Here is a 15,002-nt window from a genome sequence, read left to right as displayed (position 1 = left end):
GAATGCCTCCATTCTTTTTTTGTTCTTCCATGTATACGTATTCATTTTTCACTAAAAAAAATACTCTGCTTGAACCTATTAATTAAGACGTTCCTTTCAGATGTTTATTTCCTCCTTTCCTATATCTGACGTTATCTTTTTAAATAAAATCCACACGTTTTTCGAATTATTAGCTTGGGTTCCAGGTATTCCTGAATTGGTATAGTCGGTTGACCTTTTTCAATGATGCTTAATAAATGGTCTACTGCCTTGATTCCCATTTCTTCTTTCCTTTGGGCAACTGTTGTTAAATTAACTGTACGATAGGATGCAACATTAATATCATCATATCCTACAATAGCAATATCATCAGGTACTTTTAAACCAGAGTCAAAAATTGCATTTATGGCCGCTAATGCCATTAAATCGTTTGAGCAAAAAATTGCGGACGGTCGCTTTTTTAAAGCAATTAATTGCTTAGCTGCAGTATAGGCATTCTCCTCCTTAAAACGGCCTTGCAGCACCAGTGAGCGGTCAATAGCATAACCCGCTTCCTCTAAAGCTTTACAATAGCCTTCTCTTCGTTCGACCGCAGTAGAAAAATCTGAAGATCCAGAAATATAAGCAATTTCTTTATGGCCCAAATTAATTAGATGTTTAACAGCGATATATGCTCCTTTTGTGTTTTCCGATACAATAAAATTTTCCTTTTCACTCTCTAATCGCCGATTGCATAATATACAGGGAAATTGACTTTCCACCAAATGCTGTACCCGAATTGATTTAGTAGACACTGAAGCAAAAATAATTCCATCTACCCTTTTTTGCATCAAATAATTCAAATACATTTCCATGGTATCTTCGTTATTATCAGTATTACATAAAAGAACATTATACCGTGATTGTTTAGCCCGATCAATTACACTTTTGGCTAGCTCACTATAAAATGGATTAGTGATATCCGCAAGCACAAGACCTATGTTAAATGTTTTTCCTAACACCATACTTCTTGCCAGTTGATTAGGGGTATAGCCTAATTTGTTAATAATGTCCATAACCTTTTTCTTAGTTCCCGGCTTTACATTGGGACTGTCATTTAATACCCGTGACACAGTAGGTTGGGATACTCCGGCCATGCGTGCAATATCTTTTGTGGTCAAATTTTCATCTTTTTCTCCTATTTTCATAATCAGTTGACCTATCCTTATCTAAATTTTTAATTTCTTGTGAATACGTATTCATTATTCTCCATAACATCCCGATCTCCTTCTGAACTTTAAAATATTTTTTAATAAATCTTGACTGCACCCATGCCGAGCGCACAAAATTTAAGAGAGACACTATCGTTGAAATAATATCTCTCTTATTGCTTTCCCTATCGGTTTAAGGTATGGTTGAGCAAATTTTCCTATTGAACTCGTGCCATTTTAAGGGGTCACTAATCGAATTTAGGATTACATTTGCATATGACTCAACTGAAAAACACTGGGGCTCAGCATACCGAAAATCATCGCCACATGGGCTACCACGAGAAAGATCGCCACAAAAGTGGCATGCAGTTTAAGCTTTCCTTCCTCCGTTTTATGCCGTCCCAGCAGGCCGATTTCCAGTAAACTCATCCCTAATAGAGGGATAACCCCGGACAGGTAAAACCCTACCGCAATCACGTCAGCAATCCCCCGCCACTGACCACTCACGGTCAAAGGAATCACTGCGTTTATAAAAAGATAGACAAAGATACCTAGAAAATAAAAACCTGCAATAATACCCGCAAATTTGTTCAGTTTTCTCAGGCCGCCGGAAAGGTTCCGCCCAAAAAGAATAAACAATTCCGTCACCGCAATGGTCTCGGCCAGGATTACCGGTACTGCCATAAAAATAAGCAGGTTCCATGGTTGATTGGTGGCCAAAAGTTCCATGTAATGCGTCATTGTCATCTCCATACCATTTCCTCCTTTCTCTCTTTAATAATTTTGCTTCCAGCGGCATCTTATCAAAGAATTATGGAGATTTTATGGAGATTTATGAAATTAGCCTTCTCCTTCTTCCCAGGCCAGAACTGCTCCGGGAAAAGGTTTGATCGCCCGCTCCAAAACGCCCTGGACATAAGCGATCAACACGCCGTAATTGACAATGGGAACATTGGCCTCTATGGCCTGCTGAATCCTATATCCCATGGCTCTCCTGTTCAGCATGCAACCGCCGCAATGGACGATCAGGGCATAATCCCTCAGATTGTCGGGGAACCCATACCCGGCAGCATATTCAAACTGAAGTAATTTTCCTGTTCTCTGGCGCAGCCAGCGGGGTATTTTTACCCGGCCGATATCATCTGCCTGATGATGATGGGTACAGGCTTCGGAAATCAGGATGCGATCCCCGTCTTTCAGCCTTTCCACAGTCCGGGCTCCCCGCACCAGTTCAGGCAGGTTCCCTTTATACCGGGCAAACAAAATGGAAAAAGAGGTCATGGCAATATCTTTGGACGTATCTGCCGCCACCTTTAGGAACACCTGGGAATCGGTAATCACCAGCCGGGGTCTTTTGCCCAAATTCTCCAGGGTTTCCTTGAGTTCGTGCTCCTTCGTCACCACCGCCATGGCGTCGCTCTCCAAGATATCCCGGATCGTCTGCTGTTGGGGCAGAATCAGTCTCCCCTTGGGAGCCGCCTTGTCGATCGGTACCACCAGGACGACAAAATCCCCCGCCGAGACCAGCCCTCCTACAATGCCGAACTTGTCTTCTTCGTCCGGCAAAGCCTGAATGATCAGTCTTTTCAGTTCCTCTATACCTTTTTTATTTAAGGCAGAAACCGGGCAGAGCCCTATGCCCAGCATTTTTTCCCAAGCCTTGATCTGTTCCTGGGTCACTTCACCTTGATCAATCTTATTGAGGGCGCCTATGAGGGGAATATTTTTTTCCTTGATCTCCCTGACCAGGGTTTGCTCCAGTTCCGAAACTTCCCTGTCCAGCACAAGGATGGCCAAATCCGTTTTATGTAATACCTCCATGGTTTTTTTCTTGCGCAGTTCACCCAGTTCTCCCTCATCATCCAGGCCTGCCGTGTCCACAAAGACCACCGGTCCTACCGGCAAGAGTTCCATAGCTTTATATACCGGATCGGTGGTAGTGCCCTTGACAGGAGAGACCAGGGCAATGTCCTGTCCCGTCAGGGCATTGATTAAACTGGATTTTCCCGCGTTCCTCCTGCCGAAAATCGCCAGATGAATCCTTTCGGATCTTGGCGTATCGTTCATTCCCATACCCATTCTCCTCCTTGGATGGAACGTTTATTTTCCCGGGATGCCCGGTTTCGTAACCTGAAGGGGCTCCAGAATTTGATCCAGAACCTCCAGGGGCAGAATCCCTTCTTCCCGCGCCACCTGGCGCACGGTTTTCCCGGATTTCTGAGCCTTCTTAGCAATCTCCGCCGCTTTCTCATATCCAATATGATGGACCAGGGCGGTGGCTAAAGCAGAAGATTTCTCCACGTGCTCCCGGCACCTCGTTGGGTCTGCCTCAATCCCCCGGATGCATCTTTCCTCAAAAATTTGTACGGCCCGGGTCATCAATTCCAAGGATTCCAGCAGACATTCCGCAATCAGGGGAGTGAAGGCGTTCAGCTCCAGCTGTCCGTTCATGGCCGCCCCGGTAATGGCGGCATCATTGGCCGTTACCCGCAGGGACACCTGGGCCACCATTTCCGGAATCACCGGGTTCACTTTGCCGGGCATAATCGATGAACCGGCCTGTACCGGGGGCAGTTTCACTTCCCCCATCCCGCCTGCGGGACCGGAGGCAAGGAGCCGGAGGTCGTGGGAAATTTTCGTCAGGTTGACTGCCGCTGCCTTTAACAGCCCCGACACCTCCACAAAAACATCCATATTTTGCGTGATATCCATGGGATACTCACTGCGGGCAATGCCCAAACCGGTAATTTCCTGCAGGTTATCTGTGATCAAAAAAGTGTATTTAAGGGAGGCATTCATCCCTGTGCCGATGGCCGTGCCGCCGATATTCACTTCCCGGAGCCTTTCCTCTACCTTATACAAACGCCACCGGTCCCGGGCCACTGCTTTGGCATAGGCTCCGAACCCCTGACCTGCCATCATGGGAAGAGCATCCATCAATTGGGTTCTCCCCAGCCTGATCACATCAGCCAGCTCATGCTCCTTTTCCTGCAGCGCCTGTTGCAGGGAAGCAAAAGCTTCGCTAAGGGGACGTAAAAGTCTGATGGCAGCAATGCGCAGGGCGGTAGGATACACATCGTTGGTGGATTGACAGCAGTTGACGTGATGCAAGGGATGCACCAGGGTGTAATCCCCCTTTTCTCCGCCCAAAATTTCGATGGCCCGGTTGGCCACTACTTCATTGACATTCATGTGAGTAGAAGTACCGGCACCGCCCTGGAAAGCGTCAACCACAAACTGGTCAGCACAGTTCCCCGCCAGAATCTCATCACAGGCAGTAATGATTGCTTCTACCACTGCTTGGGGTATATGATCCAGTTTCCGGTGGGCCATCGCTGCCGCCTTTTTCACCAGGACCAAAGCCTCAATCAGGTGCCGGTTGGTTTTTCTTCCGCTGACAGGAAAATTTTCCACGGCTCTGGCGGTGTGAATGCCATAATAGGCATGAGCAGGAATCCCTTTTTCCCCCAACGCATCCTTTTCCATTCTAACCTGGGTTTCCCCGCTGTTCATCATCGGTCATAAACCCCTTTCCCCTGAAATAAAAAAACACCTTTTCCTGATGAGCGGAAAAAGGCATGCATACCCTCTACCTGTCTCCTCTCTCTCAGGCCAACCCTTGAGATTAGATAAAGATTTATATTTCATCAACACTTTCATTACTAACATTATAGCAAAATACGATAGAATTTTATACAAGATTCCATGTGTAGCCGCCAAATTAATCTATAAAAGCAATAGCCAACCAATACGCGTCCTATGCATAAGAAATAACCAAGAGACCCAGCCAAACGCTGAGCCTCTTGTTCCAATCAGAAAGATACTACCCGATGAAATGCTGTGTGAACATTTTACCGTAAGGTCCCCCGTCAATAATACCAATGCCGATATGCGTGTAGTTGGCATTAAGGATATTTGCCCGGTGCCCTGCACTGTTCATTAAAGCAGTGTGGGCTTTTTCCACTGTACTGTTGCCCGCCAGATTTTCCCCTGCGGTCTTATAGGTGATTCCCTGGCTCTTCATCTGGTCAAATGGAGAACCGTACGTGGGAGAATTATGATCAAAATATCCTTTATTGATCATATCCTGACTCTTCATCCGGGCTGTATTTACCAGCCTCATATCCACCTGAAGCGGTTTCAGGCCATTGGCAGTCCTTTCTTTATTAACCAGGTCTACCATTTTCTGCTCGTCAGCAGTTAATCCAGCTACGGGACTAGTAGTCTGTCCGGAAGCGGCAGGATCCGGAGCTGTTTGAGTAGTAGTTGGTACAGTTTTTTGTTCAGGTTGGGCGGCGGAAGCGCCTTTTCCTGCCAACAAATTCGATATTTCAGCACTTCCAGAATTGTTGTTAAGCAAGGATTGGACCTTGCTTACAACCGTTGATTGATTGACGTTCTTAGATGGGGTGGCGGCTTTTGCAGAACTGGGCGCAGCAAAAGCCATCGTTGAAAAGAGCATGGTAAACATAATCATGAGGCACACAAGGAAGCTTAAACGAGATACCTGTTTCTTCATCATAAATTCCTCCATTTCATTAAGAGTTTTACACCATCCTGTGCCTGTTTATTGTAATAATAACTTATGAAGAAAATATGAAGTTTCCGAATACTGCTCTTCCCAAATATTTCTGACTTTTAAGAAACAGGCGGATTATTCATCCGCCTGCCTTGGTAAGATTACCCTAAATTCGCTTCCCTCATTTAGCTTGCTTCCTACCTCGATTTTTCCCTTATGGGCTTCTACGATGGACCTGGTAATAGTTAAGCCGATACCAGAGCCTCCCGTCAAACGGGTTCGGGATTTATCCGCCCTGTAAAAACGTTCATAGATAAAGGGCAAATCATCTTCTGCGATTCCGGTTCCGTTGTCTTTAACAATAACTTCCACCGTATGAAGCGTTCCTTTTACGGATACATCCACCTGCCCACCGGCCGGGGTATACTTCAGGGCATTAGAAAGAAGATTGGAAAGCACCTGGTTCATTTTGTCCTTGTCGGCCCGGATCCCTTCTTCCCCACCCGAATAATTTAAGGTTACTCCTTTCTTTACATAAGCGCTCTCAAAATTTTGCACCACCTGCTTAGCAAGCCCGGAAAGATCAAATTGTGTTTTATTTAAGGTAAGATTCTCATTGTCATATCTGGCCAGCATCTCCAGATCTCCCACCATCCGGGTAATGCGCATAATCTCTTCATGACAGCTCTGCAGCCGGTCGCAGTCCGCTTGCCAGATCCCATCGATCATGGCCTCCAAATGGCTGCGCAGAGTAGCCAAAGGCGTACGCAATTCATGGGCCACATCGGCAGTAAGCCTTTTGCGCAGAATCTCCTGGTTCTCCAGATTCTGGGCCATGTGGTTCACGCTCTCCGTAAGCTGGCAGATTTCTTGGGTACTGGATTTTTCACTAATTCTGCCCCCAAAATAACCCCGGGAAATCATTTGGGCGGCGTCAATCACCCGGGAAATAGGGGTGCTCAACCTTTTCGCCATCACCAGTCCCAATAGAAGGGCAAAAAGCATGGCCAAAAGCCCTGCCGCTACATTCAGCTTGTTGAGGGTATTAATAAAAGCTAAATCATTCTCCGTTAAATAAAAGGGTCCGTAATAACCAATGTTTAGCAGACCCACTTCTTTATCATCGACGATAATGGGATAGGGTTTTTCCACATATCCTCCTTTAAGATTAGGATAGTGGGTATTCATATTCTGGGACATCTGACGGATAATGCGCTGGCACATCCCATTATTATGAATTTTGGCATCCCAAATTACCTCCCCGGATGCATCCGTGACCTTTATGATTAAGCCGTTTTCCAGGGCATTGATGCCAATGCTTTCCACAGCAGCGTAATTCCACTTTTCCTCGCCCAGGTATTGTTGGCGGATGGATACGGCTACGGTATGGTTTTTTTGTTCCTGATTCTGTTGAACATATTCTCGGAACTGCTTTTCCAGGAATTGATTAGTCAGCACACTAATGAGCAGAATGCTGATTAAAGCCACCATCACATAGGAAAACGATAATTTTGCCTTCAGACTGTATTTCATTGCTATTCACCGCCAAATCTATAACCCACTCCGTATACCGTCAAGATATATTGCGGGTTTTTGGGATCCGTCTCAATCTTGTGCCTCAAATTCTTGATATGCGTATCAATGGTCCGGTCAAACCCTGCAAAATCTCCTCCCAGCGCGATGGAAATTAATTCATCTCTGGTAAACGCCTTGGCCGGATATTTGACCAAGGTCATCAGGAGTTTATACTCATTGGGGGTAAGCCCCACAATCCTTCCTTCTTTCCTCACCTCATGCTTCAAACTGTCAATGACCAAATCCTCATCATGGTAGGAGAGCACGCTGGCCAGGGGAACAGGTTCTTCCCCGGTGCGCCGCAGCAAGGCGGCCACTCTGGCCACCAGTTCCCTGGGACTGAAAGGTTTTGTCACATAATCGTCTGCTCCGATGCCCAGCCCTTTGAGAACGTCTTCTTCCTCCACTTTAGCCGTGAGCATAATAATCGGTACCCGGGACTTTTTTCTTAACATCCGGCAGATCTCTTCTCCGGAAATATCAGGCAGCATCAGATCCAGTACCAATAATGAAGGGGCTTCCTTCTCAAACAATATCAGCGCTTCTTTTCCGGAAAAAGCCGGATAAACAGTATACCCATTATGCTCAAGATATGATTTTACCACTTCCACAATTTTTTCTTCATCATCAACGACCAGTATTTTTTTTTCTCCGGCCATATTGTCTTCCCCCCAAAAGAAAGCTTTTACGTGTTGTCAGGGGGACGGGGTTGTTGACACGGTGGTGTCAACAACCCCGTCCCCCTGACACCCTATATTTTGGCTCTTTTCAGGCTCAACGAATTTGTCACCACCGATACGGAGCTAAAGGCCATGGCTCCTCCTGCAATTACCGGGTTCAATAAGCCAAAAGCCGCAAAAGGAATGCCGATAATATTGTAAATAAAGGCCCAGAACAGGTTTTGCCTGATTTTGCGGATCGTCTTCCGGGAAAGCTTAATCGCCGCAGGAATGGCCCGGAGATCCCCTCTCATGAGTGTAATATCCGCCGCCTCCATGGCCACATCCGTTCCGGTACCGATCGCCATACCGACATCTGCGGTAGCCAGGGCAGGCGCATCATTGATGCCGTCACCCACCATGGCCACGATTATGCCTGATTGTTTAAGCTTTTCCACTTCTTCCGCCTTTTTTTCCGGGAGGACTTCTGCCAGGACATTTTCAATGCCCACCTGTTTGGCAATAGCAAGAGCGGTCCTTTTGTTATCCCCGGTAATCATATAGACTTTGATTCCCATGTGCTGAAGATCTGCAATGGCTTCTTGGGAATGTTCTTTTACCGTATCTGCCACGGCAATAACGGCCCGCATCATGTTGTTTACCGCCATGAGCATGGCAGTCTTGCCTTCTTCCTCCAGTCGGGCCACAACTTCTTCCGCGTCTGTAATAGGAATCCCCTTTTCCCTCATTAGTTTTCTGGTCCCTAAATAAACCGTTTTCCCATCCACCACGGCAGATACCCCTCGCCCGGGAATGGCCGTAAATTTTTCCGGATCAGGAACCGACGTCAATTCGGTTTTTCCTTTCTCATAAATAGCTACACCCAAAGGATGCTCGGAACTTTTTTCCGCTACAGCAGCCAATAGAAGAATCTCGTCGTTTTCCGCCCCATCCAGGGAAATAATATCCGTCACCGCCGGCTGCCCTTTCGTGATGGTACCGGTCTTATCCAATATGACGGCATTGATTTTGTAGGCCATTTCCAAATGCTCTCCGCCCTTGATCAAGATCCCGTTCTCTGCCCCTTTTCCGGTTCCTACCATGATTGCCGTGGGGGTGGCCAGCCCCAGGGCGCAGGGGCAGGCAATCACCAGAACAGAAACAGCGCTGACGATGGCAGGGGTAATATTTTGTCCATGCTCAATGCCAAAATAACGGATTAAAAAAGTCAAGATGGCAATGCCCAATACGGCAGGAACAAAAATACCTGAGACCTGGTCAGCTATTTTTTGAATCGGCGCTTTAGAACCCTGGGCATCTTCCACCATTTTGATAATCTGGGCCAAGGCGGTATCCTTGCCTACTTTAGTGGCCTGGAACTTAAAGGTACCAAACTTGTTAATAGTGGCCCCGATCACAGTGTCCCCGGCCTTTTTCTCCACGGGCAGGCTTTCCCCGGTCAGCATGGACTCATCAAGGGAAGAGTTTCCTTCCGTGATCTTTCCGTCCACAGGCACCTTTTCCCCGGGCCGAACCACAATAATATCTCCCACTTCCACCTCTTCCACCGGAATGTCCGTTTCCTGACCGTTCCGGATTATCCGGGCCGTTTTCGCCTGCAACCCCATCAGCTTCTTGATCGCTTCCGAAGTTTTGCCTTTGGCTACCGCTTCCAGGTATTTCCCGAGCAGGACCAGAGTAATGATCACGGCGGCAGCTTCAAAATACAGGTCTTTCATGGCCATCCCAGGCATTATGGGCTGAAAAAATACATTATATAAGCTGAAAAAATAGGCCGCAGAAGTACCCATGGCGATGAGCACGTCCATGTTGGCGCTTTTCGCCCTTAAGGCGTAAAAGGCGTTTCGATAGAACCGGAATCCGATGAAAAACTGAACCGGGGTCGCAATCAGCAATTGAAAATATTCATTATGGAGAAAAGCAGCATCAATTCGAAATAGGGTCAACAACATCGCCAGGATTAAAGGGGAACTTAGAACAGCAGATGCAATCAATTCCATTCTTAATCTTTTAATCTCTTTTTCCCGTTGTTCCTTCTCCCGGTCCTGACTAACTTCTTCCGCCCGCTCGGCATGATAGCCCAGGTTTTCCACCGCGGCCAACAGATCGGACACCTTGACCTGCGTACTGTTATATTCCACGGTAGCCGTTTCTGCGGCAAAATTCACCGCTGCTTTTGCCACCCCGTCAATCTTGTTCAGTCCCTTCTCGATGCGAGCCGCGCAAGCCGCACAACTCATCCCGCTTAATTTTAAGGTGACCCTGCTTTCCGTAGGAGCTTTTTCGTGAATCACTTCATAGCCTAAGTTTTTTACTGTCTCCTCAAGAATTTCTTCACTGACTAGTTCAGCATCAAATTCTACAGTTGCTTTTTCTACGGCAAAGTTCACGTTGGCCTGCTTTACACCCGACACTTTGTTAAGTCCTTTTTCAATACGGGCGGCACAGGCCGCGCACGACATTCCCGCTATGGTGTAAGTTTTTTTGGTATCCATAGTTAAAAACTTCCTCCTCCTCCGCAGCAGCCCCCTGACCCTCCTGCAGGCTGAAAGGCAGCTACTTGCTGCTTAACCTCTTCAAGGTTAACTTTATTAATATCATCTACCGTTTTGACGTATCCATTCAGCATTCCCATCCAGCAGCTAAAAGAGAAATCCTGCTCAGGAACAAACTCTACCATGTTCTCCCCTTCATGAAGATCTACCTGAGAATTATATTCCGGGATTTGAATACTGGCATTACAGTTATTCAACTGTTCTCCATTTATCGTCCAACGGGTTTTTACACCCTTCTGCACCACCAATACTGCCGGAGCATATCCGTAATCATTCACATTCATGGTCACGTACTGGACACCGTCTTTGATCTCGCCTACCGCTATTTCATCCGTGGGGATGTTGCCTCCGGCGAATTTTGTTGCTTTTGACCCTGCGGCACAGCATCCGCCCCCTGATCCACCTGCGGAATAAGGATCAGCGCTCGGGAGATCTTTTTCCGACACCTGTGTCACATCCGGTACGACCGTAATTTTGCTGCTGATCATCCCCATCCAGCAAGTGTATACAATATCTCCCTCTTTTTCCGGCGTAAATTCAATTATATTATCTCCCGGAACCAGCTTTTTCTCAATATTAAATTCCGGTATGGTCAACGGGTTATTGCATCCGTTCAAGTCACTGCTGTCCGCTTTGATCGTCCATTTTACCGGGATCCCTTTTTGCACAATGATGGGCGTATATTGGCCCGATTCCATCTTAGTTGTTACCACCTGCACATCGCCGGTGATTTGGGCAATATTTCCCGTCCCCGATGAAGCCAGCGATACGGACAAACCGGACAGGTTCAATCCCCGATTTACCATCAAGACTCCCAGCACCACCACCAAGATCATACTTACTTTTAACATCCTGCGGGTAAACCTGCTGCTTAAAAAAGAACTGACAGCGCCTAATCCAAATGCCAAAGGAACCGTACCCAAGCTAAAATAAAACATGGACAGTGCTCCCGCTCCAAGGCTTCCTGTCCCCAAAGCATAAAGCTGCATCGCCTGGAGAGGTCCGCAGGGCATAAATCCATTCAATAAACCGACATAAAAAGGCCCGTATTTTTCTACACTTCCATAGATTCTATTTCCGAAGATCTTGGGCATTCTGGGCTGAAAGCGCTTTAACCAGGGAAAAACGTTCAGCATATTCAACCCCATGACAATCATAAAAGCCCCTGAAATAATCGCCACAATCCCTTTGGATGAACCGGAAAAACTAACCACAGAACCTAATGCGCCCACGGCACCGCCAATTAGGGTATAGGACAGCACTCTACCTGCGTTATATAGGAAACTAGGTTTGAATTTAGCCAGTTTGGATCTTTCACCGATAAATTTACCTGAAACGCACTGGGAAAGATTGATCCCCCCGCACATAGCAATACAATGCAAGGAAGTGAGCAATCCTACCACAAAGAGGATCCCGTAGCCCATGGATTGGTTCACCTGGGGGATGAAATTAAAGCCTACCGTGTTTTTGATCACGATATAGAGGGCCAAAAGGATAATTCCTATACCCAGCAATTGATTGATATTGGTTTTTTCGGGACGGTGCGGGGAACCAAAGATGTCATCTGCTTTTTCCATGCCCGGTTCCTTTACGACCCGGTAATCAAGTTTCTCTATAGCGGTAATAATATTTTTTACACCTGTTCTATTCGCATCATAAGTCACATCCAGCATCGCCTTACTAAAACTAGCGGCGGCCTCAATAACTCCTTCAACCATTTTTACTGCCTTTTCTATTCTCATTTCGCAGCCGGTACAGCTCATTCCTTCAATATAAAAAAATGTATGCACCAATTTCTGCTCCATCATACTCCCCCCCTACTAACAACTATAAATTAACATTCTGTCTATATTATTCTTTATGCCAATTGGAAAACAATTCGGCACTTGACGCGAGGAACTTCCCGGAGATCACAATATTGCTATCGTCTTCCGTCTTATTTTCCTGTAAAATAGGCACAGGGTTGCATCCACCCTTTATTTTCTCTACCTGTTCAATTTGAAATCTGTTTCTACAATTTTGGCATACTAATTCATTTCCCTCCTGGACATAGTAACCCCGGCCGGAATCATAACAGACCTGGCAGGTGTTTAATGCGGTGCGAATTGTGCCGTCATTCGCTTTCACCGCTACAATTTCCATTTTAGTATTGCCAAACTGATACGGATAGAACTTTGCTATTTCGGTTATTTCGTTTTTGGTGATGACTAGGTCTTCACCTGGCGCAATACCGTCTGTTTCCGTTTTACCTACGCCCACCATACTTCCCTTAATCATAAAGTTATAGATGATTAGTACCGCCATGATCCCTGCTAGTAAAAACAGGGCCCTCATCGACTTGCCCATATTCTTCACACCTCTCTCATTTTTCTAATCTCATCATAATGATTATTTGTGAAGATCTTATGAAGATTTTTTATCCTTCAAATTTTATTGCCCCTGCACTTTATCCTGTTTTCCCTCGCCATGGCAGCTTTCTCCCTTCCCTCTCATGCCCCTCATCATAAATAGATGCACTAAAGGACAGGCCAAAAGGAAAAGCCAGGAATAGTCAAATTTTGTCGCGGCTGCCTTTAATTGAGGTGCAAGTAAAATTAAACCTAGCATGGGCAGGATACAGCAAGCCATCATCAAAAGACTGTGCAAGAACCCTTTTTTATGATCCATCACTTTCACTCCTTCTTTTCTTCATTTATTTTTACTACATTCTCATGGCCATGGGCAGCATAAACAAGTAGATATTAATTGCGCCCAAAATTAAAATTAATATGGCAAAGGGGAGAAAGGTTTTCCACTCCAATTGGGGGTCTTTAAAATGATTCTTGGCGATGCGATAAACAGTATATATAGAGCCGGCAACACCCAAGCCAATCAAGCCAAACTGTAATAGCTGGATCGTTCCATTACTTACCAGAGCAGCAGATGCCCCATGGGAGGAATATCCCAAAGCTCCCATCAACGTGTAGAAAACCGATTTCCCTTCCGCCAGCAGGTGAAAGAGATTGTGGGCCATATGGGCGGCCAGATCCAGAGGAATTAGCGCATAACCGAACCTGGCAAAATTTCCCGCCGCCGATTCTTTATTTCCTTGCTTTGCTGCCCAGCTAGTCAATAATAACGCGAAAACGGGCAAGGCCATAGCGATCACAAAAGTGATGGTAAAAGTAACAAAATAACTGTCTGTCCCCACAAAAGATTCCAACCGGTTGAGCATCTCTTGCCAAATATCCAGCATGGTAATATTTTGCACAAAAACGATCCCCATGATCACAATGGCTAAGAAAGACTCTTCAAACTTAGGGTTTTTAATAAACCACAACTCCCTGGTAGGCACCCGAGGCGATAATTGAATGGAGTCATTGGGACAGTTCTTGATACAATGTCCGCAGAAATTGCATTTTGACATACTGTCCATGGTTCTGGGCACTTCAAACATGGGGCAGCCCGGCGCTTTCTCCCCCCCTTTATAACAGGACAGGGTTGTGCATTTTGCGCATTTTTCCGGAGTGGCTTTCAATTCAAAACTTCCTGCCCGGGCATAGTTGCTGGACAACCCTCCTAAAAAGCAGAGATAGCGGCACCAGGTTCTCCGCTCAAAAAAGGCGCCGGAAATAATTACGCCGGTAATGATCATCAAAAGTAAAACCCCGGATCCCCTGGGCGATTCTACGATGCCAAAAACATGATCACTCCAGGTAATCAAAATGAAAAAGATATCAATCAACCAAATGCCATATTTCTTTAGAAACTTCGGCACCTGGTAATTCACACCCACATACTTTTGCACTAAATCATTAAGGGTGGCAAAGGGGCAAACACCGCACCAGAAGCGGCCAAAGACAAGGAAAATAAGAGGTATCAGCGGCCACCACAAAACCCAGGTGCCGGCGGTACCGAAATTGTCATGGGCAGTACCAGGCCCTGCCATCAGTTCATAAACAATGAAGGAGAAAATGATGAGGATGGGCCATTGAAAAAGGCCCGGGAACCATTTACTTTTGATAAAAGAACTGAGAAAAGAAATCCTTAACAAATTGTGGTTTGCTTTAGTCTGGTTATTTTTTGCCATTACTTGCCCTCCGCTATCGTTTTTAATCTTTTTCGTCTCAAAACTGCCGCACTAAGCAATGCTGCCCCATTGATCCCGGCAAAACTGAAAATTACCGGCCAGTTAACGCCATTATCGACATCCTCACCATGTCCCTCTTTCTCCCCAGGCATGTCTTGCCCGTGGGGCTCTTGGGCCATCCCGGGCATACCCTGTTCCTCATGGACATCGCTTGTTTCAGGCATACCCTGTTCCTGATCTCCCCGATCCATCGTCATATTTTGCGGCATGTCATCAGCTGACCCTGAGGTATGAGACGACGCGGCCTGACCAACGTCAGGTTGGACCAGCACCAATAAAAAAACCCCTAAAGAGATCACCAGTAACTGATTTAAACCCTTGCCAAAATGCACGCTAAAATTCCCCCTTCTTTTTATGTCCTTCAAAATTTTTTCG

The 15,002-nt window shown here is 46.2% G+C and carries 13 protein-coding genes; all 13 read right to left on the bottom strand.

The features are described from left to right. Positions 1 to 131: 131 nt before the first annotated feature. On the bottom strand, positions 132 to 1,166 hold the full coding sequence (locus DCMF_RS27790) for a LacI family DNA-binding transcriptional regulator (RefSeq protein WP_148137456.1): 1,035 nt from the start codon (positions 1,164 to 1,166) through the stop codon (positions 132 to 134). A gap of 267 nt (positions 1,167 to 1,433) precedes the next feature. Further along, positions 1,434 to 1,916 (bottom strand): DUF6803 family protein, encoded by a 483-nt coding sequence (locus DCMF_RS27785; protein ID WP_214659438.1) that lies wholly within the window; start codon positions 1,914 to 1,916, stop codon positions 1,434 to 1,436. Between the two features lie 93 nt (positions 1,917 to 2,009). Further along, on the bottom strand, positions 2,010 to 3,242 hold the full coding sequence (gene hydF, locus DCMF_RS27780) for a [FeFe] hydrogenase H-cluster maturation GTPase HydF (protein WP_214658956.1): 1,233 nt from the start codon (positions 3,240 to 3,242) through the stop codon (positions 2,010 to 2,012). Positions 3,243 to 3,269: 27 nt separating this feature from the next. After that, complete coding sequence (locus DCMF_RS27775) at positions 3,270 to 4,685, bottom strand: aspartate ammonia-lyase (RefSeq protein ID WP_236860138.1); 1,416 nt, start codon at positions 4,683 to 4,685, stop codon at positions 3,270 to 3,272. 307 nt (positions 4,686 to 4,992) lie between these two features. Beyond that, positions 4,993 to 5,691 carry a CAP domain-containing protein gene (locus DCMF_RS27770; protein ID WP_148137454.1) on the bottom strand — a complete coding sequence of 233 codons (699 nt, stop codon included), beginning with the start codon at positions 5,689 to 5,691 and terminating at the stop codon, positions 4,993 to 4,995. A 132-nt stretch (positions 5,692 to 5,823) separates the two neighbouring features. Next, positions 5,824 to 7,221, bottom strand: coding sequence for a HAMP domain-containing sensor histidine kinase (locus tag DCMF_RS27765; RefSeq protein WP_148137453.1), 1,398 nt, complete (start codon positions 7,219 to 7,221; stop codon positions 5,824 to 5,826). Between the two features lie 2 nt (positions 7,222 to 7,223). Then, entirely contained in the window at positions 7,224 to 7,922 is a 699-nt protein-coding gene (locus DCMF_RS27760) for a response regulator transcription factor (RefSeq protein WP_148137452.1), read from the bottom strand. A gap of 92 nt (positions 7,923 to 8,014) precedes the next feature. Next, positions 8,015 to 10,438 (bottom strand): heavy metal translocating P-type ATPase, encoded by a 2,424-nt coding sequence (locus tag DCMF_RS27755; RefSeq protein WP_148137451.1) that lies wholly within the window; start codon positions 10,436 to 10,438, stop codon positions 8,015 to 8,017. Positions 10,439 to 10,440: 2 nt separating this feature from the next. Beyond that, complete coding sequence (locus DCMF_RS27750) at positions 10,441 to 12,306, bottom strand: urease accessory protein UreH domain-containing protein (protein ID WP_236860137.1); 1,866 nt, start codon at positions 12,304 to 12,306, stop codon at positions 10,441 to 10,443. A gap of 43 nt (positions 12,307 to 12,349) precedes the next feature. Then, positions 12,350 to 12,844: a DUF2318 domain-containing protein gene (locus tag DCMF_RS27745; protein ID WP_148137450.1), complete on the bottom strand. Its 495-nt coding sequence runs from the start codon at positions 12,842 to 12,844 to the stop codon at positions 12,350 to 12,352. A gap of 84 nt (positions 12,845 to 12,928) precedes the next feature. Beyond that, the gene (locus DCMF_RS27740; protein WP_148137449.1) at positions 12,929 to 13,165 is read right to left on the bottom strand and encodes a DUF2933 domain-containing protein; all 237 of its coding nucleotides are present in this window, start codon (positions 13,163 to 13,165) and stop codon (positions 12,929 to 12,931) included. Positions 13,166 to 13,199: 34 nt separating this feature from the next. Further along, complete coding sequence (locus tag DCMF_RS27735) at positions 13,200 to 14,567, bottom strand: 4Fe-4S binding protein (protein WP_148137448.1); 1,368 nt, start codon at positions 14,565 to 14,567, stop codon at positions 13,200 to 13,202. Beyond that, a complete protein-coding gene (locus DCMF_RS27730; protein ID WP_148137447.1) occupies positions 14,567 to 14,959 on the bottom strand; it encodes a hypothetical protein in 393 nt (130 codons plus the stop codon). Before DCMF_RS27730 ends, DCMF_RS27735 begins: the two co-directional genes overlap by 1 nt. Positions 14,960 to 15,002 lie beyond the last annotated feature (43 nt).

Origin of the sequence: Candidatus Formimonas warabiya, assembly GCF_002777255.1 — a bacterium.
Lineage (GTDB): Bacteria > Bacillota > Dehalobacteriia > Dehalobacteriales > Dehalobacteriaceae > Formimonas > Formimonas warabiya.
The sequence above is the reverse complement of the archived record's forward strand: the minus strand, read 5'-3'. Positions and strand labels throughout refer to the sequence as shown.